The sequence below is a fragment of the Demequina maris genome (assembly GCF_000971155.1).
Taxonomy (GTDB): Bacteria; Actinomycetota; Actinomycetes; order Actinomycetales; family Demequinaceae; genus Demequina; species Demequina maris.
The window spans coordinates 25154-48836 of record NZ_BBLX01000010.1 but is presented as its reverse complement, the minus strand read 5'-3'; the positions used below and the strand labels follow the sequence as shown (position 1 = coordinate 48836).

General features: G+C 70.6%; 17 protein-coding genes. 11 read left to right on the top strand and 6 right to left on the bottom strand.

Annotation, left to right across the window (positions count from 1 at the left end; all coding sequences use genetic code 11):
- Positions 1 to 62: 62 nt before the first annotated feature.
- Positions 63 to 869 carry a M15 family metallopeptidase gene (locus tag AOM02_RS11420; protein WP_062299290.1) on the bottom strand — a complete coding sequence of 269 codons (807 nt, stop codon included), beginning with the start codon at positions 867 to 869 and terminating at the stop codon, positions 63 to 65.
- A gap of 301 nt (positions 870 to 1170) precedes the next feature.
- Between AOM02_RS11420 and AOM02_RS11415 the strand changes: the two genes are divergently transcribed.
- On the top strand, positions 1171 to 1734 hold the full coding sequence (locus AOM02_RS11415) for a PadR family transcriptional regulator (RefSeq protein ID WP_062299289.1): 564 nt from the start codon (positions 1171 to 1173) through the stop codon (positions 1732 to 1734).
- A gap of 38 nt (positions 1735 to 1772) precedes the next feature.
- The gene (locus tag AOM02_RS11410) at positions 1773 to 3452 is read left to right on the top strand and encodes an ABC1 kinase family protein (protein WP_062299288.1); all 1680 of its coding nucleotides are present in this window, start codon (positions 1773 to 1775) and stop codon (positions 3450 to 3452) included.
- An 88-nt stretch (positions 3453 to 3540) separates the two neighbouring features.
- Here AOM02_RS11410 and AOM02_RS11405 read toward each other — a convergent pair whose 3' ends face one another.
- Complete coding sequence (locus tag AOM02_RS11405) at positions 3541 to 4626, bottom strand: LacI family DNA-binding transcriptional regulator (protein WP_062299287.1); 1086 nt, start codon at positions 4624 to 4626, stop codon at positions 3541 to 3543.
- A gap of 181 nt (positions 4627 to 4807) precedes the next feature.
- Between AOM02_RS11405 and AOM02_RS11400 the strand changes: the two genes are divergently transcribed.
- From AOM02_RS11400 to AOM02_RS11380, 5 genes are all read left to right on the top strand, one after another.
- A complete protein-coding gene (locus AOM02_RS11400; RefSeq protein WP_062299286.1) occupies positions 4808 to 6937 on the top strand; it encodes a beta-galactosidase in 2130 nt (709 codons plus the stop codon).
- 15 nt (positions 6938 to 6952) lie between these two features.
- Complete coding sequence (locus AOM02_RS11395) at positions 6953 to 8314, top strand: extracellular solute-binding protein (protein WP_228373833.1); 1362 nt, start codon at positions 6953 to 6955, stop codon at positions 8312 to 8314.
- A 72-nt stretch (positions 8315 to 8386) separates the two neighbouring features.
- Entirely contained in the window at positions 8387 to 9340 is a 954-nt protein-coding gene (locus AOM02_RS11390; protein ID WP_062299284.1) for a carbohydrate ABC transporter permease, read from the top strand.
- Complete coding sequence (locus tag AOM02_RS11385; RefSeq protein ID WP_062299283.1) at positions 9337 to 10260, top strand: carbohydrate ABC transporter permease; 924 nt, start codon at positions 9337 to 9339, stop codon at positions 10258 to 10260. The genes AOM02_RS11390 and AOM02_RS11385 overlap by 4 nt, the downstream gene beginning before the upstream one ends.
- An 82-nt stretch (positions 10261 to 10342) precedes the next feature.
- Positions 10343 to 12301, top strand: a complete 1959-nt coding sequence (locus tag AOM02_RS11380) for a beta-galactosidase (protein WP_062299282.1) — start codon at positions 10343 to 10345, stop codon at positions 12299 to 12301.
- A gap of 132 nt (positions 12302 to 12433) precedes the next feature.
- Here AOM02_RS11380 and AOM02_RS11375 read toward each other — a convergent pair whose 3' ends face one another.
- Both AOM02_RS11375 and AOM02_RS11370 read right to left on the bottom strand, forming a co-directional pair.
- Complete coding sequence (locus tag AOM02_RS11375) at positions 12434 to 13087, bottom strand: AMIN-like domain-containing (lipo)protein (RefSeq protein WP_439645404.1); 654 nt, start codon at positions 13085 to 13087, stop codon at positions 12434 to 12436.
- A 44-nt stretch (positions 13088 to 13131) separates the two neighbouring features.
- Positions 13132 to 14793, bottom strand: a complete 1662-nt coding sequence (locus AOM02_RS11370; protein ID WP_062299280.1) for a DUF389 domain-containing protein — start codon at positions 14791 to 14793, stop codon at positions 13132 to 13134.
- Between the two features lie 168 nt (positions 14794 to 14961).
- Between AOM02_RS11370 and AOM02_RS11365 the strand changes: the two genes are divergently transcribed.
- A complete protein-coding gene (locus tag AOM02_RS11365; protein WP_228373832.1) occupies positions 14962 to 15993 on the top strand; it encodes a glycoside hydrolase family 43 protein in 1032 nt (343 codons plus the stop codon).
- A 222-nt stretch (positions 15994 to 16215) separates the two neighbouring features.
- On the opposite strand, the gene AOM02_RS11360 is transcribed toward AOM02_RS11365, so the two are convergent.
- Positions 16216 to 16866: a GntR family transcriptional regulator gene (locus AOM02_RS11360; RefSeq protein ID WP_062299279.1), complete on the bottom strand. Its 651-nt coding sequence runs from the start codon at positions 16864 to 16866 to the stop codon at positions 16216 to 16218.
- Positions 16867 to 17255: 389 nt separating this feature from the next.
- Here AOM02_RS11360 and AOM02_RS11355 point away from each other — a divergent pair, with 389 nt between their 5' ends.
- The 3 genes from AOM02_RS11355 to AOM02_RS11345 all read left to right on the top strand — a co-directional run bounded on the left by AOM02_RS11355 (position 17256) and on the right by AOM02_RS11345 (position 20801).
- Positions 17256 to 18272, top strand: coding sequence for a glycoside hydrolase family 43 protein (locus AOM02_RS11355; protein WP_156156201.1), 1017 nt, complete (start codon positions 17256 to 17258; stop codon positions 18270 to 18272).
- A 259-nt stretch (positions 18273 to 18531) separates the two neighbouring features.
- Entirely contained in the window at positions 18532 to 19863 is a 1332-nt protein-coding gene (locus tag AOM02_RS11350) for an oligosaccharide MFS transporter (RefSeq protein WP_062299278.1), read from the top strand.
- A gap of 152 nt (positions 19864 to 20015) precedes the next feature.
- Positions 20016 to 20801 carry a L,D-transpeptidase gene (locus AOM02_RS11345; RefSeq protein WP_062299277.1) on the top strand — a complete coding sequence of 262 codons (786 nt, stop codon included), beginning with the start codon at positions 20016 to 20018 and terminating at the stop codon, positions 20799 to 20801.
- A 260-nt stretch (positions 20802 to 21061) separates the two neighbouring features.
- Here the strand turns inward: AOM02_RS11345 and AOM02_RS11340 are convergent, their stop codons facing one another.
- On the bottom strand, positions 21062 to 23455 hold the full coding sequence (locus AOM02_RS11340) for a hypothetical protein (RefSeq protein ID WP_062299276.1): 2394 nt from the start codon (positions 23453 to 23455) through the stop codon (positions 21062 to 21064).
- Between the last annotated feature and the right edge of the window lie 228 nt (positions 23456 to 23683).

The following is a 23683-nucleotide window of genomic DNA, read 5'->3' as shown; positions in this document are numbered from 1 at the left end:
CGGAAGCGGCCCCTCCTCCGGGAGGGGCCGCTTCTGCTCTCTCCGGCCTTCGCGCCGGCCGCCTACTTGATCTTCACGGTGACGTCGATCTCGTCGAGCGCCTTGGCGATCACCTTCTCGATCGCCGACGTGTCCACGTCGACGCCGTCGGCCTTGAGCTTGTCGACCACCGCCTTCGAGGCCTTCGCCACCGCCGCGCTGCGCTGCGCCGCCTGATTGGCCTGGAAGGCGAGCGACGCGGCCCGCACCGACGCGATCCCGCCCCGGCGCTGCAGATAGCTGGCGGAGACGGTCTTCCAGTCGAGGTCGAGGACGCCCTTCTCGAAGTCGGTGAGCTCGTACTCGGTGCTCCAGACCGCGCCCGGCACCTCCTCGCGGATGAGGGCGCGCAGCTGCGCGATGTCGTCCTTGGTGAGAGGCATGTCGTCCTCCTCGTGCTCGTCGATGTCGGCGGTGTACTCGTAGTGCCACGGCTCGAGGGTGGCGGCGGCCCTGGCCCAGCCCGGGTTGACCCATCCGAAGCCCGGGTGGCCCGCCATCCACGTGCGGGCCCGCTCGCCCAGGTCGAGCGCGAGACCGTCCTCGTGCAGTGACGTCCCCGGGATCGCGACCGACACGGTGGGCCCGCCGTTCGACGCCTTGGCACGGCGTCGCCAGTAGGACACGCCCTTCCAGACCCGCCGGTCGAACTGCGCCGAGGCGCCGAAGTCGGAGGTGTAGCTGTCCTGGAACAGCCGCTCCTGGATCGCCGGGTCGCGCCACGACGAGTTCACGTCCAGCGGGCAGCCCGACGCCACGGCCCGCGTGAAGGCCGCGAGCGACCTCGACTCGAGGGTCACGTCGAGGTCGTCGGAGCGCTCGATGCCCATGATGCTCCCGGTGGGGACGGGTGCGGGTGGCGCACTGCTCCGACGACGCGGGGACGATGCGCGGGTGGCCGGGGACCGGTCGTGGCGCCGGGCGGGGTGGCGGCCTGGATGCCGTCGCGCGAGCCCGGACGGGACGGGCGCATGATGCGCAGGACAGTTATCTCCCAGGTTACGTCCGTCGCGGCCCGCGCGCCCGGCACGCCGATCTTGCGAACGCCCTTGCGCATCGTCCCGTCGCGAGCGACACTGAACGATGTATCGCTCACTATCGTTCGGTGGGCACGACGCCAAGGAGGTCACCATGACCGGCACGCACGGTACGAGCGGTCGCGGGAGCTTCGGCTCCGGCCGTCCCCAGGAGGCGATGGACGCCATGTGGGACGCGATGGACCAGATCAAGCAGAGCTTCGACAAGCGCGTGGGGACCCGCATGGGCCGCGGCGACGTCCGCGCCGCGATCCTCGCGCTGCTCCACGAGGGCGACATGCACGGCTACCAGATCATCCGCGAGATCGAGGAGCGCACGGGCGGCAGGTGGAAGCCCAGCGCGGGCTCCGTCTACCCGACGTTGCAGCTGCTCGCGGACGAGGGGCTGGTCGCCGCCGAGACCCAGCAGGACCGCAAGATCTACACGCTCACCGAGGCGGGCCGCGACGAGGCCGCCGCGGCCGCGAAGGACGCGCCGTGGGACACGCAGCCCCTATGGGACAGCTCCAAGCTGGGCCCGCTGTCCAAGTCCGGCTTCGAGCTCGCGCAGGCCGCCGCGCAGGCCGCCCGCACCGGCACGAAGGAGGAGCAGGAGAAGGTCGTCGAGGTCCTGGACGAGGCACGACGTAGGATTTACTCGATCCTCGCGCAGGGCTGACGAGACGCCGTCGGGCCGTCGGGGATCGAGGAGAACCGATGCCCGACGCCACCCGCGGCCGCGCCCGCTACCGCCGCATCCTGCGCTTCGCCGCGCGGCATCTCATCGTCACGTGGTGGTACGAGCTGTTCCTCCCGCGCTTCGGCATGTCCGGCATCGCCGAGCGCACCCGCGAGGCGCGCATGCAGCGCCTCGCGCGCCGCTTCCGCGTCCTCGCGGTGGACCTCGGCGGCCTGATGATCAAGCTCGGCCAGTTCCTCTCGACGCGCCTCGACGTGCTCCCGCCGGAGATCACCAAGGAGCTCGAGGACCTCCAGGACGAGGTCCCCGCCGTTCCCTTCGATGAGATCCATGCCCTCGCGGAGGAGGAGCTCGGGGTCCCGCTGCGCCACGTCTACGCGTCGTTCGACGAGACCCCCGTCGCCTCGGCATCGATCGGGCAGGCGCATCGTGCCACCCTCGCCGCCACCGACAAGGACGCGGTGGGCTTCACCGACGTCGTCGTGAAGATCCAGCGCCCCGGGATCGGCCACATCGTCGAGGTCGACCTGTCCGCGCTGCGGCGCATCGCGATGTGGCTCATGCGCATCCGGATCATCCACCAGCGCGTGGACCTGCCCGCGCTCGTGGAGGAGTTCGCGCAGACCAGCCTCGAGGAGGTCGATTACCTCCACGAGGCCGCGAACGCCGAGCGCTTCGCGGAGAGCTTCGCCGACGACGACCGCGTCCGCGTGCCCGCCGTCGTGTGGGAGCGCACCACGCGCCGGGTGCTCACCCTCGAGGACGTCACGGCGATCAAGATCACCGACGTCGAGGGCATCCGCGCCGCCGGCATCTCGCCGGCCGAGGTCGCGAACGTCTTCGCCGACGTCATGCTCGACCAGCTCTTCCGCCACAGCTTCTTCCACGCCGACCCGCACCCCGGGAACCTCTTCGTCACGCCCCGCGCCGCGGGGGAGGAGGGGCCCGAGTGGAGGCTCACGTTCGTCGACTTCGGGATGATGGGCGAGGTGCCCGACCGGTTGCGTCACGCGCTGCGCGCGGTCGTGATCGCCGCGGCCTCGCGCGACGGCAAGGGCATGGTCCGCGCGATGCACGATGCGGGGGTGCTGCTGCCCTCGGCGGACACTGTCGAGCTCGAACGGGTGATGACCCAGGTGTTCTCCCGCTTCGGCGGGATGGGCTTCGCCGACCTGCGACGCGTGGACCCGCGCGAGTTCCGCGACTTCGCGCTCGAGTTCTCCGACGTCATGCTCACGCTGCCGTTCCAGCTGCCCGAGAACTTCCTGCTCATCATCCGCGCCGTGTCGCTGACGTCGGGCCTGTGCAGCTCGCTCGATCCCGCGTACAACATCTGGGACTCGGTCGAGCCCTACGCGCAGCGGCTGCTGCGCGACGAGACCAGCAGCATGGCCCGCGAGGTCGGGCGCGAGGCGGTCGAGGCCGTCGGTGTGATCCGGCACATGCCCAAGCGCCTCGACGCGGTCCTGCACAAAGTCGAGACCGGCAACCTCGCGGTCACCACGCCGCGCCTCGAGGAGACGTTCTCCAAGCTCGAGCTCACGGTCCGGCGCCTGGTGTCCGCGCTGATCTTCTGCGCGCTGCTCGTCGGCGGGGCGCGGCTGCACGCCGACGACCCGGGTCAGGGATGGTTCCTCATGATCGGGTCGATCATCCCGCTGGGCCACGTGATCTTCGGCCGCCGCAACCCCCGCTGACCAGGGGATCATCCACCCCCACCGCGCTGCGGGGAGCTCAGCGACGCTTCTGCGAGGTCTGCGACCCCTGCGGGGAAGCCAGCGACGCTCAGCGCGGCGCCGGGCCGGTCGAGCTCCGCACGATCAGCTCCGACTGCACCGGCTCGGGCTCGTGCGCCTCGGACCCGTCGATCCGGCTGAGGAGCTCGGCGAAGGCCGCACGTCCGCGCCCGGAGAGGTCCATCCGTAGTGTCGTGAGCGGCGGCGTGTAGAACGCGGCGTCGGGCAGGTCGTCGATCCCCGTCACGCTGACGTCGCCGGGCACGTCGAGGCCGCGCTCGGACAGCGCGAGGACCGCGCCGAGCGCCATCTGGTCGTTGGCCGACACGATGGCCGTGGCGTCGACCTCCGGCAGGTCGCGGATCAGCTCGTGGCCCGAGCGCGCGGACCAGTCGCCCTCGAGGATCGCCGCGACCTCGAGGCCCTGCGTCTCCGCGGCGACCTGCAGGGCACGGGTACGGTTGCGGGCCGCGGACCAGTGGTGGGGTCCGGCCAGGAAGATCAGCCGGCGGTGCCCGAGCTGCGCGAGGTGCGCGACCAGCGCGGGCATGCCGACGGTCGCGAGCTGGGACTGCACCCGCGAGGGCTCGTCGGGCTCGGCCGCGATCAGCGCGGGCACACGGAAGTCGATGCCCTCGAAGGCGTGCGTCATCTCGTCGGTGGACGACAGCGCGAGGATGCCCTCGACGTCGTGCTCCGCGATGATGGCCAGCGCCTCGCGGATCGACGCGGTGTCGGTGGTGTCGAGCGTCACCACGTCGAGCACGTAGCCGGCGTCGCGCGCCGCCGCGGACGCCGCGCCGAGGATCTTGCTGGGTCCGTACTTGTCGATGTCGTGCGTGAGGGCGCCGATGCGCCGGGACCGTCCGGTGGTGAGCGACCGGGCCGTGAGGTTGGGGCGGTAGTCGAGCTCGGCGAGCGCGCGCTCGACCTTCGCCCGCGTCTCCGGTCGGATGCCCTCGAAGCCCTTGAGGTAGCGGCTCACGGTCTGATGCGACACGCCCGCCGCGTGCGCGACGTCGTAGATCGTGGCCGGCTTGCCCGCGGCGGCCGCGCCGTGGCGCGCCTTGCGGTCGGCACCGGACCCCGCGTCGGGGCGTCCCTGCTCCGTCGCCGGGATGGCCTGCTCGGTCATGCTCGTCCACCCTCCATCGCACGCCGTATGGCTGAACCGTACCGCCAGAACATCACGAAACCGTGATGAATCTCGGGCTTGCACTTCGAGATATTACCGGTAACATCGCCAGCATGCGCTGATGTGGCCGGTAACAAACCGCAAACAGGGCGCGAAGTCGGATCAACAACGGAGTGGATCTATGAAGCACAGCAGCACCGCCGCTGCCACCGGGCGCATCGACCTCGGGGTCGCGTACTACCCCGAGTACCAGCGTCACGACCGTCTCGAGACGGACCTGGACCTCATGGTCGAGGCCGGCATCACCGTCATCCGCGTGGGGGAGTCCGTCTGGTCGACGTGGGAGCCGCGCGAGGGCGAGTACGACCTCGAGTGGCTCGCGCCCACCCTCGACGCCGCGCACGAGCGCGGCATCCGCGTCATCCTCGGGACGCCCACCTACGCGGTGCCGCCGTGGCTGCAGGTGGCGCACCCCGAGATCGCTGCGGACCGCGCGACGGGCGAGCCGATCCCGTGGGGCGCCCGCCAGGAGATGGACTTCACCCACCCCGAGTTCGTCACCCGCGCCGAGCGGCTGATCCGCGCGATCCTCGACCGCTACGCGAGCCACCCCGCGGTGGTCGGCTTCCAGGTCGACAACGAGCCCGGCATCGAGATCTTCCACAACGACCACGTGTTCGCACGCTTCGTCGACCGTCTGGCCGCCACCTACGGCGACGTCGAGACGCTCAACCGCGAGTGGGGCCTCACCTACTGGTCGCACCGGCTCCAGGACTGGTCCGAGCTGTGGCGGCCGGACGGCAACTCGTTCCCGCAGTACGACCTCGCGTGGCGCACGTTTCAGGCGGACCTCACCGCCGAGTTCATCGCGTGGCAGTCCGCGCTCGTCGAGGAGTACCGCGACGCGAGCCAGTTCGTCACGACGTGCTTCCAGTACCCGCGCGCCGCGCTCGACGACCACAAGACCGCAGAGTCGCTCACCGTCACGGCGGGCAACCCCTACTACGGCATGCAGGACCGCCTCGCGATCGACGACCGCCGTCCGACCACCGACTACTGGACCACCAGCAGCGTGCCCACGCTCTTCCGTCAGGGCGACCGCATGTTCTCGTCGAAGCAGGCCCGCTACCTGGTGACCGAGACCAATGCGCAGGCGATCGGCGACTCCGCGACCAACTACCCCCCGTACCCGGGCCAGCTCGCCCAGGCGGCCTTCGCCCTCATCTCGCGCGGCGCGGAGCTCATCGAGTACTGGCAGTGGAACACCCTGCCGTACGGGGCCGAGACCTACTGGGGCGGCGTGCTGCCGCACAGCCTCGAGCCGGGCCGCGTCTACCGCGAGATCGCGGGCATCGGCGCGCGGCTCGAGGGTCTGGGCGACCTGCTCGACGGCTACGAGCCCGATGCGGACGTCGCGGTGCTGTGGTCGATCCCCAGCAAGCACGCGCTCCAGTTCCAGCCGCCCTTCCGGATGCCCGCCGGCGACGCCGGCGATCCCTACGAGCGCATCGTCGACGCCTTCTACAACGGCGCGTTCGACGCGCGCGCCCAGGTCCGCATCCTCCACCTCGCCCAGGCGCACGACCTCGGGGCCGCCGAGCTCGCCCGCCGCTACTCGGTGCTCGTCGCCGCCGGCCTCTACATCTCCTCCGACGCCGACATCGCGCTCCTCGACGACTACGCCCGCGCCGGCGGCCACCTCTTGCTCGGGCCGCGCACGGCGTACGCCGACACCGAGTCGCGCGCCCGCCACCAGGTCGCGCCCCCGGGGCTCGTCGACGCCGCGGGCGTGCGCTACGAGGAGTTCTCGAACCTCGACGCGCCCGTCCCCGCGGTGGGGACCGGGCTCGAGCTCCCCGAGGGCGCGGGCGCCGAGCTGTGGGTCGACGGGCTCCTCCCCGACGACGCCGAGGTGCTCGCCACCTACGACCACCCACGCTTCCGCGACTTCGCCGCGGTCACCACCGCCACGGCGGGCGACGGCCGCGTCACCACGGTCGGCTGCGTCCCCACGCGCGAGCTGGCCGCCGCCGTCCTGGCCCACGCCCGCGGCACCGCGGCCGACGGCCTCCTGGTCGACCCGCCGGCGGCCGTCACCGCATCGTCCGGCACCCTGCCCGACGGCCGCCACGTGTGGTTCGTCTTCAACTGGAGCTGGACCCCCGCGACCGTCGCGCTGGAGCGGCCCGTCGCGGACCCGATCGACGGCGCGGCGCACGCCGCCGACGATCGCCTCGAGCTTGCCGCGTGGACCACGGTGGTCCTTGTCGGCGAGTCGGATCACCCCGAGTCCCCGACCCCGGGACAGTAGAGAGAAGGAACAGGAATGAACAAGGCACGTAGGACAGCAATGGCGCTGGCAGGAACTGCCGCCGCCTTCTCCCTGATCGCCACCGGCTGCAGCTCCGGCGACGGCGATGGCGGCGGCGACGGCGCGAGCGCCGAGCCCATCGCCTCGGACGCCTTCGACGAGGCCATGACCACCCCGACCAAGCTGACGTTCTGGACGTGGGTCCCCGACATCGAGAACGAGATCGCGCTCTTCGAGGAGGAGTACCCCGCGATCGACGTCACCGTCGAGAACGTGGGCCAGGGCCTCGAGCACTACCAGAAGCTGCGCTCGGCGCTCGAGTCCGGCGAGGGCGCACCCGACGTCGCCCAGATCGAGTACATGTACATCCCGACCTTCAACCTCACCGGCTCGCTGCTCGACCTGTCGGAGTACGGCGCCCGCGACCTGGGCGGCGACTACGTCGACTGGGTCTGGAACCAGGTGGCGAACGATGCGGGCGTGTGGGCGATCCCGCAGGACACCGGCCCCATGGGCAACCTCTACCGGGATGACATCCTCCAGGAGGCCGGCCTCGACGGCGCGCCCGAGACGTACGACGAGTACGCCGAGGCCGCGAAGCAGGTGAAGGAGAAGACCGGCTCGTACATCTCGAACCTCGCGGCGAACGAGCCCGTCCAGCTGATCGCGCTGCTGTGGCAGGCGGGCCTCGACCCGTTCGGCTACGACGGCGCGGAGACCGTGTCGATCAACGTGAACTCGCCCGAGGTCAAGGAGGTCGTCCAGTACTGGCAGGACCTCGTCCAGGCGGACCTCGTGTCCACCGACGCGGGCTGGACCGACAACTGGTTCCAGAACATCGCCAACGGCCACTACGCCGGCTGGCTCGTCCCCGCCTGGGGCCCGATCTTCCTCCAGGGCACGGCCGAGGGCACCGCCGGCAAGTGGCGCGCGGCGCCGCTGCCGCAGTGGGACGCCGCGAACCCGGTGTCCGGCAACTGGGGCGGCTCGTCCAACGCGGTGCTCTCCACGACGGAGAACCCGATCGCGGCCTACGAGCTCGCGCGCTGGATCAACCACGAGCCCGAGCCGACGACGATGTTCGCGACCGAGCAGTTCCTCTACCCGGCGCTCAAGTCGCTCCTCGAGGACCCGGAGTACGCCGACCAGCCCGTCGAGTTCTTCGGCGGCCAGGAGGTGAACGCCGAGTTCGCGGACATCTCCGCCACGGTCGACCCGACCTTCGAGTGGCTCCCGTTCAACGAGTTCGTCCTCTCGGCGTACAACGAGACCGTGGGCGTCGCGTGGGAGAAGAAGGGCGACGCGGTCGCCGCGCTCGACGACTGGCAGCAGGAGATCGTCGACTACGCGACCGAGCAGGGCTTCACGATCGAGTAGCAGCAAGGGCGGGGGCGCCGCGCATCGGCGCCCCCGCCACCACCCTCACAACGCAGTGAAGGAGGGCCTCCCATGGCCGTCACCACCGTCAGCTCCGCCGATCCGCCGGCGACGCGCAGGTCGCCCGGTCGCGCGGCGCGCCGCGGCCATCGCGGGCACCCCCTCGCAGGCTTCCTCTTCGTCGTGCCGTTCATGGTGCTGTTCATCGCGATGATCCTTGTGCCGCTCGGCTACGCCGCGTACCTCAGCCTCTTCGAGAGCAAGCTCATCGGCGGCACGTCATTCGTGGGGCTCAAGAACTTCGCCGAGGCGCTCACCGACCCGGCCTTCCTCGGCGGCGTCGGGCGCATGGCGCTCTTCCTCGTCATCCAGGTGCCGATCATGCTGGGCGTCGCGCTGTTCCTCGCGCTCGCGATCGACAGCGGCCGCACCCGCGCCGCCCGCAGCGCGCGCCTGCTCGCCTTCATGCCGTACGCGGTCCCCGGCGTCGTCGCGACGCTCATGTGGGGCTACCTCTACGGCCCCGACTTCGGCCCCATCACCCAGGCCTTCGAGGCGGTGGGCCTGCAGCCGCCCGACCTCCTGGGCGAGTCGAGCATCCTCGGGTCGATGATGAACATCGTCACGTGGGAGTACGTGGGCTACAACATGATCATCATGTACGCCGCGCTCCGCGCGATCCCCACCGAGCTCTACGAGGCCGCGGCGATCGACGGCGCCAGCCGCATCCGCATCGCGCTCAGCATCAAGATCCCGGCGATCAAGCCCGCGATCATGCTCACCGTCATCTTCTCGGTGATCGGCACGTTCCAGCTCTTCAACGAGCCGGCGCTGCTCGACGCCATCGCGCCGGTGGTCATCACCAACGGCTTCACGCCGAACTTCTACGCCTACAACGTCGCGTTCGTGAACCAGGACGTCAACTACGCCGCGGCCATCGCGTTCCTGCTCGGCCTCGTCATCGCGGTGATGTCGTACGTGGTGCAGCTCGGCTCGCAGCGCGCCGAGAGGAAGGTGCGGCGATGACCGCCACGATGTCATCCGGCGGCACGGCCTCCGCCGCCGGCCTCCACAAGCCCCGCCCCTCGCGCCACCGTCGCGGCCGCGACCGCAGCACCCCGCTGTCGATCATCGTGTGGGCGCTCGCGCTGTACTTCCTGCTGCCGCTCGTGTGGCTCGCGATCGCCAGCACCAAGAACACCGGCGACCTGTTCTCGACCTTCGGGTTCTGGTTCGGCGACAGCTTCGCGCTGTGGGACAACATCCAGTCCGTGTTCGGCTACAAGGACGGCATCTTCGGCCGCTGGGCGCTCAACACGCTCCTGTACGCGGGCGTCAGCGCGGTCGGCGCATCGTTCCTCGCGACCATGGCCGGCTACGGCTTCGCGAAGTACCGCTTCTTCGGCTCGAACGCGATGTTCAGCATCGTTCTCGGCGCGATCATGATCCCGCTCACCGCGCTCGCGCTCCCCACGTACCTGCTGTTCAGCTCCGCGGGGCTCACCAACACCGTGTGGGCGATCATCGTCCCGTCGCTCGTGAGCCCGTTCGGCGTGTTCCTCATGCGGGTCTACGCCGCCGACGCGGTCCCGGACTCGCTGCTCGAGGCGGCCCGCGTGGACGGGGCGGGGGAGCTGCGGACCTTCGTCCAGGTGGCCTTCCGCCTGATGGTGCCCGGCTTCATCACGGTGCTGCTGTTCGCGCTGGTGGCGACGTGGAACAACTACTTCCTGCCGCTAATCATGCTCAACAGCTCGGACCTCTACCCGCTCACGGTGGGCCTTGCGCAGATGCAGTCCGCGGGCACGTCCGGCGGCGGCGGCGAGGTGCTGTTCTCGACCGTGATCACCGGCTCGTTCATCAGCATCGTCCCGCTGATCGTCGCGTTCCTGTTCCTCCAGCGCTACTGGCAGAGTGGACTCTCGGCCGGAAGCGTCAAGGGCTGAGGGAGACCGGTCGCCGGGGCACCGCCTCCCGCCCCGGCGGCCGGGTCCTCTCACCGCACCACTCGACCAAGGAGCACCACCGATGTTCAGCAGCCTCTGGTACGGCGGCGACTACAACCCCGAGCAGTGGACCCCCGACGTGTGGGACGACGATGTGCGCCTCATGCGCCGCGCCGGCGTCACCGTCGCGACGGTCGCGGTCTTCTCTTGGGCCAAGCTCGAGCCCGCGGACGGCGAGTTCGACTTCGCCTGGCTCGACGACGTGATCGACCGGCTTCACGCCGGCGGCATCGCCGTGGACCTCGCGACCGCGACCGCGGCGCCGCCGCCGTGGCTCACGCGCGCGCACCCCGACATGCTCCCGGTGATGGCCGACGGCACCGTGCTCGGCGTCGGCTCGCGCCAGCACTACAGCCCCAGCTCCGCGACCTACCGGACCTACGCCGCCCGGCTCGCGACGCGCATCGTCGAGCGCTACGCCGACCACCCCGCCGTCATCGCGTGGCACGTCAACAACGAGTACGGCTGCCACGTGCCGCGCTGCTACTCCGACGAGTCCGCGGCCGCCTTCCGCGTGTGGCTCGAGGAGCGCTACGGCGACATCGAGGCGCTGAACGATGCGTGGGGCACCGCCTTCTGGTCGCAGCACTACGCGTCGTTCGACGAGGTCATGCCGCCCCGCGCGGCGCCCGCGTCGATCAACCCGACGCAGCAGCTCGACTTCGACCGCTTCAGCTCCGACGCCCTCCTTGCGCTCCACCGCATGGAGTGCGACATCATCCGGGCGCGCTCGGACAAGCCCATCACCACCAACTTCATGGGCTTCTTCAAGCCCGCCGACTACTGGCGCTGGGCCGAGCACGTCGACTTCGTCACCGACGACGCCTACCCCGACCCCGCGGACCCGCGTGCGATCCCGTTCGCCGCGGCCGTGCGCGACCTCATGCGCTCGCTCGCCGGCGGCAAGCCGTGGATCCTCATGGAGCAGGCGACCTCCGCGGTGAACTGGCGTCCCCGCAACGCGCCCAAGGCGGAGGGCATGTTCCGCCGCCTGTCGCTCCAGTCCATCGCTCGTGGCGCGGACGGCATCATGCAGTTCCAGTGGCGCCAGTCGGTGCGGGGCTCCGAGAAGTTCCACTCCGCGATGGTGCCCCACGCCGGCGAGGACACCCGGATCTACCGGGACGTCTGCGCACTGGGCGAGGAGCTCGCGGGCCTCACCTCCGTCATCGGCGACCGCGTGCCGTCCCGTGTGGCCGTGATGTTCGACTGGGACTCGTGGTGGGCGGTCGAGCAGACCGACACCCCCGCCCGCGTGTCCTACATCCGCGCGGTGCTCGCGTGGCACGGGGCGCTCTACCGCGCGGGCGTCACCGTCGACTTCGCGTCGAAGGACTCGTCGCTCGACGGCTACGACCTCGTCATCGTCCCGACGATGCAGGTGGTGACCCCCGAGGTGCAGGCGCGGGTCGCGGCGGCGTCGGAGCGCGGCGCGACCGTGCTGGTGACGTACCAGTCCGCGATCCTCGACCCCGGGCTGGGTGTGCTGCCCGGCGGCTACCTGGGGTCCTGGCAGGAGCTGCTCGGCGTCCGCGTCGAGGAGTTCGCGCCCTACGCGCAGCCCGACCAGTTCTTCGACGCCCCCGCGACCGTGCCCGTGTCCCGCCTCGAGGGCGAGCTCGCGGGCGGCATCGAGGGCTGGTCCGAGGTGGTCCACGCCGATTCCGCCGACGTGCTCGCGACCTTCACCGAGGGGCTCGCCGCAGGCGGTCCCGCCATCACGCGCCGCGCGGGCGCCGACGGCGCGGGTGCGGCCTGGTACGTCGCGACCCAGCCTTCCGACGAGCTCGCCGACGCCATCGTCGCGCGGCTGCTCGCGGACTCGGGCGTGACCCCGGTGGCGCGGTCCGCATCGCCCGAGCTCGAGGCGGTGCGCCGCGGGGACCGGCTGTTCCTCATCAACCACGGCGCCACGGCGGCCGAGGTCGAGTGGGACGGCGGATCGGCGAACCTGGAGGCGGGCGAGGTGCGGGTGGTCTGAGCCGCCGCCCCGCGGGCGCCTCTCCACACAGATTCTGCAACTTGGGCCGCTCCACTCCCGGTTTGCGTCCGAAGTTGCACGTGTGGACGTTCACATCCCGACCGATGTGTGGAGAGGCGCCCGCGGGGGCCGCTACTTCGCGACGTCCACCACCAGCCGCGGCGGGCCCTCGAGCCACATCACCCGGTACGGCCGCAGCGAGTCGAGCCCGATGCCCACCTGGGTGATGCCCTCGAACGCGCCCACGATCCGTGCCTCCTGGATCGCGACGAACCCGCCGGTCATGACGGTCTTGGGGCCCTCGTAGGGCGCCTTCTCGAGCACGGTGCCGTCGTACCAGGCGCCGAAGCTCACCTCGAGCGAGGCGTTCCCGGTGAGCGCGGGGGAGAGATCGTCGCCCGAGCCGTCGACCGTGAACACGCTCGCGGCATGCGGCGTGACCGACCACCCGGGCATCGCGCCCTTGCCCTTGAACTCCATCACCCAGCGGTCGTAGCACTCGTGGGTGCCCACCCGCATCGTCACTCCCCACAGGTCGGCGCTGAGGTCGCCGGACCAGTCGTCGGACGATGCGCTCGCGCCCGTGGTGTCGAAGGCCGGGCAGCCGTCGGCGGCGGTCGCGGTCGCGGAGGGCGACGCCGAGTCGTCCGGGGACGCGGCGGGCGAAGCCGAAGCAGAGGCGCTGGCGGAGGCCGTCGCGCTCGGCGACACCTCGGGCTCGGGGCTCGCCGTGCACCCCGCGAGGACGGCCACCGCCAGGACCGCCAACGCCGGCCACCGCCGCATCGTCCTCACCACCTCACGGTACGCCCGCCGGGTGCGAAGGGGGACTACCCGAACGACGGCGACGGCGTCGCGGTCGGCAGGCGCGTCACCTCGACCGGCACCACGACGAGCTCGACCGCGACGGGCGAGTTGAAGGCGTCGAGCAGCCTCTGCTGGAGGTCCTCGGGCGCGGGCGTGTCACCGGGCCCCTCGACGGTCACCGACACCGTCCCGCCGGACACGGAGACGTCGCGGATCGCGAAGTCGCTGTCGTCGCCGAGCCACTCCTCGACCGCCTTCTCCGCGCCGCGGTCGAGCGAGGTGGTGTTGAGCTGGCCCTCGGCGGTCAGCATGAGGGGCAGCAGCACGATCGCCGCGAGGATGACGAAGGGCGAGAGCGTGAGCAGCAGCTGGCGCGGGTTGCGCCGCAGCACCCGCGGCTGGGCGAAGCCGGTCGCGATGAAGACCACGCACGCGGCGAGGACGATCGCCACGAAGTTGGTGAGGAAGAGCAGCAGCGCGCCCGCCGCATCGGCCCACCGCTCGCCGCTGAGGCTCACGCCCACCACCGCGAGCGGCGGCACGAGCGCGACGGCGATCGCGACGCCCGCGATGCCGGACGCGACGCGCTTGTTCACGGTCGCGTAGGCGCCCGCGGCGCCCGCCGCCAGCGCGATGAGCATGTCGACCGTGCTCGGCGTGACGCGCGACACGATCTGCGAGTTGGTGCTGAAGGTGATCGCCACCGGGGACCAGGACGCGAGGCCGTAGGAGATCGCGATCGCGGCCGCGACGCCGCCGCCCACGAGCCCCGCGGAGTGGAACGCGCGCCGCGCCCAGCCGTTGACGAGCGCGCCCGCGAGGCCGACGATCGGCGTCATCAGCGGCGCGACGAGCATCGCGCCGATGACCACCGCGGTCGAGTCCGCGAGCACCGCGAAGGTCGCGATCGCGACGGACAGCGCGAGCATCACCCACCACGTGCCGAGCTTGTTGAGCCGGCCCGGGTTCTCGAAGTAGAGCGCCTCGACCTGCTCGGAGCGGGCCTCGTCGCCGATGTCGGAGCCGCGGATCCAGTCCCACAGCACCTGCCCGATCGAGGCGTGTGCCGGGTCGAGGCCGACGCCGCTCTCCGCGCGGCGGATGCCCCACGCGATGAGGATGAAGCCGACGATGATCGCGGCGGTCGCAGAGGACACCAGCACGGTGCGGGAGATCGACTCGGGCACCTGCGCCGCGAGGATGCCGCCGGCGAGCGCGAGGCCGGAGACGGCGAGCCTGACGAGCCGCTCGCGGCGGTTCGGACGCACCAGCACGTCGATCACGCCGATGAGGCCGCGGAACGCCACGTAGACGCCGACCGCGGCGACCACGCCCGCGAGGCTCAGCGCCCCGCCCGACGGGTCCAGGTACGCGATCCAGGCGAGGAGGGCGGCGATGGCCGTGGTCATGAGGCCGCGCAGCGCGGCGACGACCCTGTTGATACGGCGTCCGATCCAGCGGCGTCCCGTGATCGCGTAGAAGAGGTCCATGAGGCCCAGGAGGCCGAGCCCGCCGATCGCGACGACCTGCGCGATCCACGTGGTCGCGGCGGGGAGCGCGAGCACGATGGCGCCGGCGACCACCAGCGCGACGCCGCGCAGCGAGGCCGCGTTCGCCATCGCCCGCACCATGTCCGTGATCTGCTCGCGGACCGTCGGGATCGCCTCGTGAGACGCGCCGTCCATGGGCACCCCCTTTCGGCCTCATGCTAGGGGCGCGAGGGGCATCGGCGCCGGATTGAGCCGCGAGCGGGCCCACGCGTTCCCGACAGTGGCGCAGCGTGCCGTACACTCCTTTACAACGTTGCAAAGCAGTTCATGAAGTCCATGACTCAACGACGAGGAGGCCACGCCGTGCCCACGGACATCATCCCGAACCCGATCGTGCTCCAGCGCGCGGACCCGTGCGTCCTGCGTCACGACGGCCAGTACTACTTCACCGGCTCGTACCCGCTGTACGACCGCATCGTCCTGCGGCGCGCCGAGCGCCTCGAGGACCTGCAGGCCGCCCCCGAGGTGACGATCTGGACCAAGCACCACGAGGGCCCGCAGTCGAACCTCATCTGGGCCCCCGAGATCCACCGCGTGAACGGCGCCTGGTACATCTACTACGCGGCGGCCGCGATCGGCCACCCGCACGCGGACGTGCCGGACACCGCCGAGACGTTCTGCCACCGCGTCTTCGTGCTCGAGTGCACCGACGAGGACCCCATGACGGGCGAGTGGGTCGAGCGCGGCCAGGTCGACACCGGCTGGGAGTCCTTCGCCCTCGACGCCACCAGCTTCGTGAAGGACGGCGTGCAGTACCTCGTGTGGGCGCAGCAGGACTACGAGATCCGCGGCAACTCGAACCTCTACATCGCGCGCATGGAGAACCCCTGGACGCTCGCGACGCCCGCGGTCATGCTCACCAAGCCCGAGCTGGACTGGGAGATCGAGCGGTTCTGGGTGAACGAGGGCCCCTCGGTGCTGCAGAAGAACGGCAAGCTCTACCTGTCCTACTCGGCGTCCGGCACGGGCCCCGAGTACGCGATGGGCGTGCTGATCGCGGACGCCGACGCCGACGTGCTCGACCCCGCCTCGTGGACCAAGAGCCCCGAGCCTGTCTTCACCTCGGCGCCGGAGAACGGCATCTACGGTCCCGGCCACAACTCGTTCACCGAGTCCCCCGAGGGTGAGACGGTGCTGGTCTACCACGCCCGCACCTACACGAAGATCGAGGGCGACCCGCTGTACGAGCCCAACCGTCAGGCCTGCGCCCAGGTGCTGCCTTTCGACGCGGACGGCAACCCGGTGTGGGGCGCCCCGCAGCCGATGACCCGCCCCGTGCCGACGGCGCTCGACGTGCTGCCCCCCGAGGGCATGCCGCAGGTGGCGCCGGCCTGAGTCTCCCTCCTCGAGACGCGACCGCCTGGGTCCGACCGTCCTCAGGGACGATGCGGCCCGGGCGGAGTCGTGTCTGGGCGCGCGGCGCTCGCCCACGCCCCCACCGCAAGTCACACATCTGACGCCGGGTGTGCGGGCGCCCCCGCACGAACGCGGACCCACCGGTCGCCAGGTGTGTGACTTGCGGAAAGGGGGAGGGGGGCGGCGGGACGATGCGCGGGCTCAGCCCTCGCGAGCGGCCGCCTCGATCGCGGCGACGGTGCGCAGGCGGTGCAGACGCGCGGCGTCCTCGATCGCGGCCGCGTCCGCGCCGGACTCGATGAGCCGCAGCAGCCCCTCGTGCTCCTCGGGCGTGGCGGCGATGCGGCCCGGAGCGTGCGCGGGCAGCACGCGGTCCATCATCGCGAGACGGAGGCTCTCGGCGTCGACCATCGCGGCGAGGCGGGCGTCGGGGCAGTGGGCGCGCATGAGCGCGTGGAAGGCGCGGTCGAGCGTGGCGAAGCGGGCCGCGTCGAAGTCGGCGAGCGCGGCCTGCGCCTGCTCCTCGAGCTCGCGCGCCGCGGCGATCTCGTCCCGCGTCATGCGCGGCGCCGACAGCGCGATCGCGAGCGGCTCGAGCCGGCCCAGGATGCGCATCGTGCCGAGCTGCTCCTCGGTGTCGAAGGACCGCACCACCGCGCCGGCGTTGGGGATGATGTCGACCCAGCCCTCGGCCTCGAGGCGACGCAGCGCCTCGCGCCACGGGATCGAGCTGATGTCGTGCTCGCGCACCAGGCGGTCGATCACAAGCCGGTGTCCGGGCAGGTAGACGCCGTCCGCGAGGCGCTCGGTGAGGACGCGGTACGCGTGGTCGGCCTTGCTCTCCGGGGCCATCGATGCCTCCTTGCACTGGTGGACGTCCGGTGCACCGGATCGTATCCCGGGTCGTGTGGGATCCAGGTGAGACACAGGTCCCGCTCCAACCCCATGCCCGGCCGGGACACCCACTACTCCTTCCCGCGTCGCTCCGCGCGCTGCGGGACACCCAGTACTCGTTCTCGCGCGCGTCGCGCTCCACGGGTGGAGGAATGCCATCTGCCCGCCCCGCCGGGCGTGATGAGTACTCAGTGTCCCGTGGGGCGCGGCGGGGCCAAGAATGGAGTACTGAGTGTCCCGGCGTGTGGCGGGGGGGGGGGTGGTGCGGTGGCGGGGGGGCTCGTGTCGCGCCCCGCATCCTGCCCGAATAGGGTGCGAGGAGACGTCTGACCACGCGAGGAGCGGCCGTGCCCGAGACCATCCCGAACCCGATCGTCCTCCAGCGCGCGGACCCGTGCGTCCTGCGTCACGACGGCCAGTACTACTTCACCGGCTCGTACCCGCTCTACGACCGCATCGTCCTCCGCAGGGCCGAGCGCCTCGAGGACCTGCAGGCCGCGCCCGAGGTCACCATCTGGACCAAGCACGAGTCCGGACCGCAGTCCCACCTCATCTGGGCGCCCGAGATCCACCGCGTGAACGACGCGTGGTACCTCTACTACGCGGCCGCGCCCAACCCCGACGTCACCTTCGACGTCCCGCACGCGGACGACACCTTCAACCACCGCATCTTCTGCCTCGAGTGCACCGATGACGACCCGCTCACCGGCACCTGGACCGAGAAGGGCCAGGTCGACACCGGCTGGGAGACGTTCGCGCTCGACGCCACGAGCTTCGTGCAGGACGGCGACCAGTACCTCGTGTGGGCGCAGCAGGACTTCGACGTCAAGGGGCACTCGAACCTCTACATCGCGCGCATGGAGAACCCCTGGACGCTCGCGTCGCCGCCGGTGATGCTCACGCAGCCCGAGTACGACTGGGAGATCGTCACCTTCTGGGTCAACGAGGGCCCGAGCGTGCTGCAGAAGGACGGCAGGCTGTACCTCACCTACTCGGCGTCGGGCACGGGCATCGAGTACGCGATGGGGCTGCTCACCGCGGACGCGGGCGCGGACCTCCTCTCGCCCGCGAGCTGGACCAAGGGCCCGGACCCCGTCTTCACCTCCGCCCCCGAGAACGGCATCTACGGCCCGGGCCACAACTCGTTCACCGAGTCCCCTGAGGGCGAGACCGTCCTCGTCTACCACGCTCGCACCTACACGGAGCTGGTCGGCGACCCGCTGTGGGAGCCCAACCGCCAGGCCTGCGCGCAGGTCCTTCCCTTCGACGAGGCCGGCCGCCCGGTCTGGGGCAAGCCGGTGCCGCTGAGCCGTCCCGCCCCGACCGGCGTGGAGGTCCTGCCCCCCGACGGGACGATGCGCTGAGAACCCCGGGCAAAGAGGCCTCCCGCGCATCGGTCGGCGGAGAGTCTCAGCGAAATCCCAGCATGTAAGCGCCTGCATAGGCGGTACGTCCCATTGTTGCCTCCTGCCACCAATTACGATGTTTTCAACACCAGGTGACGTAGAGTGACCTTCTGTTAGCGGTGACAGCGTGCCTGCGCCCGTGGACCTCCACCCGCGCGCCGCATACCGTCCAGGCCACGGCGGCCTACCTCCACGAGATTCCCCGAAGGGATGTGCCATGAGCGCACCTACTGCAAGCACGCCTGCCACCGGCGGCGGGTCCATCCTGGCCTCCCTCAAGCGCGGGGTCTTCTGGAACTACGGCGGCCTGTACTTCTTCTACTTCGCCATCTGGCAGATCTTCTTCTCCTTCCACGGCCTGTGGCTGTCGGAGAAGGGCATGGGCGAGGGCAACATCGGCCTCATCAACACGGTGATGGCGATCACCGCGCTGTGCCTCCAGCCGCTGTACGGCTACCTCCAGGACCGCCTGGGTCTCAAGAAGAACCTGTTCGCCTTCGTGGTGCTGTGCGGCGCGATGGTCGGCCCGTTCTTCGCCTTCGTGTTCCCGCCGCTGATGGAGTGGAGCATGGTGGGCGCCGCGGTCGTGGGCGGCATGTTCATGGCGCTCGTGCTGCTCGCCGGCGTGTCCGTGGTCGAGGCCTTCAACGAGCGCGCGTCACGCGCCAACGAGTTCGAGTACGGCCACGCGCGCCTCTTCGGCTCGATCGCCGGTGGAACCATCACCCTGGTCGCCGGCTGGATGTGGGCGAACGTCAACCCCGACAGCATCTGGTGGGCCGCGTCGTTCTGCGCGATCGTGCTGGGCGCGCTGCTCTTCGTCGCCAAGGTCCCGGACCAGGCCAAGCAGAGCGCCGCCGCGGGCGAGTCGTCGACCACCAAGGTCAGCAAGGACACGATCAAGCGCCTGTTCACGGACCGCAGCTTCGTCGGCTTCGTCGTGCTGATGTTCGGCACGGCCGCGCTCTACGACGTCTTCGACCAGCAGTTCTCCATCTACTTCGCGCAGCACGTCAACCACGGCGACCCGGTGACCCTGTTCTCGCAGGTCGTCACCATCCAGATCTTCCTCGAGGCCGCGGTCATGCTGGTCGCGCCCTGGTTCGTCAACAAGATCGGCGCGAAGCGCGGCCTGCAGCTGTTCGCCGCGATCCTCGTGGTGCGCGTGCTCGGCTCGGCGCTGGTCACCACCACCGAGGCGCTCATCGCGTGGCGCCTGCTCGCCGCGATCGAGATGCCGCTGATGCTGGTGTCCGTCATGAAGTACATCACCAGGATGTTCGACGTCAGGATCTCCGCGACCGCGTACATGCTCGGCTTCGGCGTGGCCAAGTCGCTGGGAGTCGCGGCGTTCTCGCTGCCGTTCGGCCAGGCCTACGAGTCCATCGGCTTCGCCAACGCGTACCTCGTGATGTCCGTCGTGATCGTCGCGGTCACGGTGATCGCGAGCTTCCTCATGCGCTCCGACAAGGACCGCGACGCGTCCTCCGGCGAGCTCTCCGACGGCGGCGCGGACGAGCAGCGCGAGCCCGTGCTCGTCACCGCCTGACGCGCCAACCGCCCAGGTCCGAGGGCCGTCCCGTTCCCACGGGGCGGCCCGTTCCCACGGGGCGGCCCTCGGCGCATGTCGGGGACGCGGTGCTTCCGCGGGCACGATGCGCGTCGTAGGGTTGAGCAGCCGAGGGGTCTGAGGGAGGTCCGATGCGCCGCATCGTCGCGCTGCTCACCGTGGTGGGCGCGCTCGCGCTCGCCGCCTGCACGCCCGCGACCGAGCCGTCGCCCTCGCCCAGCGCATCGTCCGCCGTGGTGGCGGCGCAGCCGACGGAGACCGCCTCGCCGTCGCCGTCCGCGACCGCGTCGGAGGACACGACGCTGTCGTACATCGCGACCGCGCGCGGCACGAAGATCACCGTGCTGAAGAAGCCCGACGGTGCGGAGAAGACCGTCATCAGGGCGTCCGACGTGCTCACGGTGCCGGACGCGACGCCGCTGACGTTCCTGGTGAAGCAGATCCAGGGCTCGTGGCTCGAGGTGTACCTGCCGATCCGGCCGAACGGCTCGACCGGCTGGGTGGCGGCAGACGACGTGTCGCTCGCCGCGACGCACATGAGCATCGAGATCGACATGGCGGCCTACGAGCTCACCGTGTGGGACGGCGAGACCGCGGTGCTGACCACGGAGATCGGGCTCGGCACCGACGAGCTGCCCACGCCCGGCGGCGTCTACTACGTGCGCGAGCTGCTGCAGCCGCCGGACCCCGACGGGATCTACGGGCCGTACGCGTACGGGCTGTCGGGCTACTCGCCGGTGCTCGACGAGTTCGCCGGCGGCGACGCGGTGATCGGCCTGCACGGCACGAACGACCCGGACTCGTTCGGCCGCTCGGTGTCGCACGGCTGCATCCGCGTGCCGAACGGCATGATCACCGAGATGGTCGAGGCGATCGGCATCCCGCTCGGGACGCCCGTCTACATCGACGAGGCGTAGCGGCGCGCACAACGCCCACCCACCCCGAACAGCATCGATCCCGACCTCCGGTGAGATGATTCACCGGACGCCGGGATCGACGTCGTGGGTCCCGCCCCTCAGAGGGCCCCACGGTTGGCGGGTCTGAGCGCCCGCCCTGAGCGGGCCTCAGCGCCCCGCCCCCTCAGCATCCCCCCTCTGTTCCACTCCCCGAGGGGAGTGGCCCGGCGCGTGCGGCCCGCTGAGGTAGGCCGCACCGCGCCGGGCCCGTACACCGGGGATCAGCCGGTGTACGTGGCCACGCCCGTCACCGGGGTGGCAGCCGGAGCGTCGAGGACGCTCAGGATCTCGACGGCAGGCTCCGAGTTGCAGACCGGGGTGGCCGGCGGGTAGGAGACCTCGAAGGACTTGCTCGGGTTGACCGAGATGATGACCTCGGTGTCCTCCGCGCGGGTCCAGCCGTAGTTCTTGTTGCCGACGGACACCCACTCGTCCTTGGCGGCGTCGTACTTGTATCCGGGCCAGTTGTTCGCGACGCCGTTCTTGTCGACGCTCGCCCCGGGCCAGAGGACCTTGCCGGTGCCGATCTCCACCGTCGTGGTCCAGTTCTTCGCCGCGTTGGTCGGGTGGACGAAGGTGATCGTCGCCGTGCCGTCGTCCGTGGAGACGCCGTCAGGGTCCGTCAGCGTGATGTCGTACCCGAGGTACGGCGCGTCGGCGGTGCAGATCTCGCCCACGATGGTCCCGTCGATGGACGGCGGGGTCGGGGAGTCGGTCGCGCAGCCCTCGGTGAGCTGAGCCGCGATCGCGTACGACACCACCAGCTCGGTGTCACCGCCGGCGAAGGCGTGGCCCTCGTCCGCCGTGAACGTCGCGAGGTGGTCGCCCACGGTCTCGTCGAGCGAGCCCTCGAGCGTCGCGTACATGGTGGTCACCTCGTCGACCGCGCCGGGCGCGTCGCACGATGCGGGGATCACCGTGATCTCCGCGGTGGCGTCCTCGCAGGGCACGACCTCCTCGACCTTCACCGTCCGGTACAGGGTCTTGTAGGTGGTGTACGGCTCCCACGAGTAGCCCGCGCCGTCCTTGACCAGCAGGTAGCCGGTCGTGGTCTCGGTGGCCCACTCGGTGTAGGAGTCCATGCCGCACATCGGCTCGCCGCTCCAGTCGGAGACCTGGACCACGGGGGGCATGAGGCAGTCGTCGATGGTGGGCTCGTTGTTCTGCCCGTCACCCTGCTCCTCGTCCCAGGCGATCACCATCGACGGGCCCTGCGCGTCGGCGAACCACTTGGGGTTGTCCTCGATCGGCAGCGAGTCGTCCCAGCCCGGAATCGCGTGGGTGTCCACGGAGATCGGGTTCTGGCCGGTCTGCGCGATCTCGTAGCCGTCCGGGGTCTGCACGTACTTGCAGACGAACACCTTGTGCGGCTCGTCCGGCGGGCACAGCTCCGCGGCCTCGTCCTCGGTCATCGCCCGCTTCTGGGTCTCGGTGGTCTCGGAGGTCGAGCCCACCCAGGCGCCGGTCGCGGTGTCCCACGTGTAGGTCGTGGTCGACTTCGTGCGGGTCTCGGTGACCTTCTCGCTGGTGCACATGTAGTCGGAGACCGACCACTCCGTGTACTCCACCTTGGTCTCCGGCTTCGGGGTCCAGCAGTCGCCGTCCCCGTCACGCGTCATGCCCTCGGGCACGGTCGCCTGGTCGCCGTCGATGTTGAGGCACTTGTCGACCACCGGCGGGGGAGTGCACTCGCAGCAGCTGCCCTTGCCGTCGGTCGTGTAGCCCTCGGGCACCTCGGTCTGGACGCCCTCGATGTTGAGGCAGACGTCGACCGGCGGCTCCTCGCACTGCGCGGCCTTCTCCTGCTCGGTCATCGCGCGGGAGTCGGTCTCGGTCTCGGTGGACGCGGAGGCCTTCCAGCTCCACGAGCCCTCGTCCCACGAGTACGTGGTGGTCGTGACGCTGCGCGTGAGCGTGACGGTCTCGGACTCGCACAGGTAGTCCGACACCTCCCACTCGGTGGTCTCGACCTTGGTCTCGGGCTTGACCGGCTTCTCGGGCTCACCGCACGTCACGGAGCCGGACCAGTGGTAGTTCGAGCCGGCCACCTGGACCCACGTCACCGCGTAGTAGCCCCAGCCGGGCCACGCGTGGTGCGACGTGAAGTCGAACACCTGCGTGCCGGACCAGGTGCCGCCGCCGTTGTGGAAGTTGAGCGTCTTCTCCTCGCCGGTGGCGAGGTTCTTGAGCCGCACGTTGACGTCGTTGGCCTGGCCGGCGGGCAGCGCCGCCGGGTAGTCGACGGTGAGGGCGGTGCACGTGGGCGCCGCGTACTCCCAGTCGTAGTCGAACGAGCGGCCCTCGGGGCACGTCAGCGTGCCCTTGTAAGACTCGCCCTGCGCGGTGTTCTCGTCGGTCACGTCGTCGAGCACGTAGGACTGGCCCTGGCCGTCCTTGAAGTACGTGCCGACGGTCGCGCTGCCGTCCACCGCGATCGGGTTCTTGCCCGGCTTCAGCACCTCGTCGACGTAGGGCGTGCCCGAGTACTTGCACACCCACACCTTGTGGACGCCGTCGTTCCCGGGCTGCGTGTCGCCTGTCGTCGCCAGCGCTGGCGAGCTGGTCATCAACGTGAGCGCGGCGATGGCCGCGACCACGAGGGTCTTCCTCAGCATGATCTTTTCCCTCCGCTCCGGGAGGGTGATCCGACGCCCTCAGCAGCGCCCTGTCCTCCCGGTTGGCCCAATCGTCCGGCGGGGGTGAGGGAGCGTCAAAGGTGTGGCGAAGTCCACATATACCCATGGGGCTTAGATATACGGACGTGAAGGATGTGACAGAAGTGAGGCCGTTATCGGCTCAAGTGTGGCCCCGGACGTGACGATGCGCGCGCACCGCAGCCCCGC

Excerpts from the sequence above, each read along its gene's own strand:
- AOM02_RS11370 (WP_062299280.1), bottom strand. The coding sequence starts at position 14,793 with ATGGACGGCGCGTCTCACGAGGCGATCCCGACGGTCCGCGAGCAGATC.
- AOM02_RS11420 (WP_062299290.1), bottom strand. The coding sequence starts at position 869 with ATGGGCATCGAGCGCTCCGACGACCTCGACGTGACCCTCGAGTCGAGG.
- AOM02_RS11415 (WP_062299289.1), top strand. The coding sequence starts at position 1,171 with ATGACCGGCACGCACGGTACGAGCGGTCGCGGGAGCTTCGGCTCCGGC.
- AOM02_RS11405 (WP_062299287.1), bottom strand. The coding sequence starts at position 4,626 with ATGACCGAGCAGGCCATCCCGGCGACGGAGCAGGGACGCCCCGACGCG.
- AOM02_RS11375 (WP_439645404.1), bottom strand. The coding sequence starts at position 13,087 with ATGCGGCGGTGGCCGGCGTTGGCGGTCCTGGCGGTGGCCGTCCTCGCG.
- AOM02_RS11385 (WP_062299283.1), top strand. The coding sequence starts at position 9,337 with ATGACCGCCACGATGTCATCCGGCGGCACGGCCTCCGCCGCCGGCCTC.
- AOM02_RS11345 (WP_062299277.1), top strand. The coding sequence starts at position 20,016 with ATGCGCCGCATCGTCGCGCTGCTCACCGTGGTGGGCGCGCTCGCGCTC.
- AOM02_RS11350 (WP_062299278.1), top strand. The coding sequence starts at position 18,532 with ATGAGCGCACCTACTGCAAGCACGCCTGCCACCGGCGGCGGGTCCATC.
- AOM02_RS11390 (WP_062299284.1), top strand. The coding sequence starts at position 8,387 with ATGGCCGTCACCACCGTCAGCTCCGCCGATCCGCCGGCGACGCGCAGG.
- AOM02_RS11395 (WP_228373833.1), top strand. The coding sequence starts at position 6,953 with ATGAACAAGGCACGTAGGACAGCAATGGCGCTGGCAGGAACTGCCGCC.
- AOM02_RS11360 (WP_062299279.1), bottom strand. The coding sequence starts at position 16,866 with ATGGCCCCGGAGAGCAAGGCCGACCACGCGTACCGCGTCCTCACCGAG.
- AOM02_RS11380 (WP_062299282.1), top strand. The coding sequence starts at position 10,343 with ATGTTCAGCAGCCTCTGGTACGGCGGCGACTACAACCCCGAGCAGTGG.
- AOM02_RS11340 (WP_062299276.1), bottom strand. The coding sequence starts at position 23,455 with ATGCTGAGGAAGACCCTCGTGGTCGCGGCCATCGCCGCGCTCACGTTG.
- AOM02_RS11400 (WP_062299286.1), top strand. The coding sequence starts at position 4,808 with ATGAAGCACAGCAGCACCGCCGCTGCCACCGGGCGCATCGACCTCGGG.
- AOM02_RS11410 (WP_062299288.1), top strand. The coding sequence starts at position 1,773 with ATGCCCGACGCCACCCGCGGCCGCGCCCGCTACCGCCGCATCCTGCGC.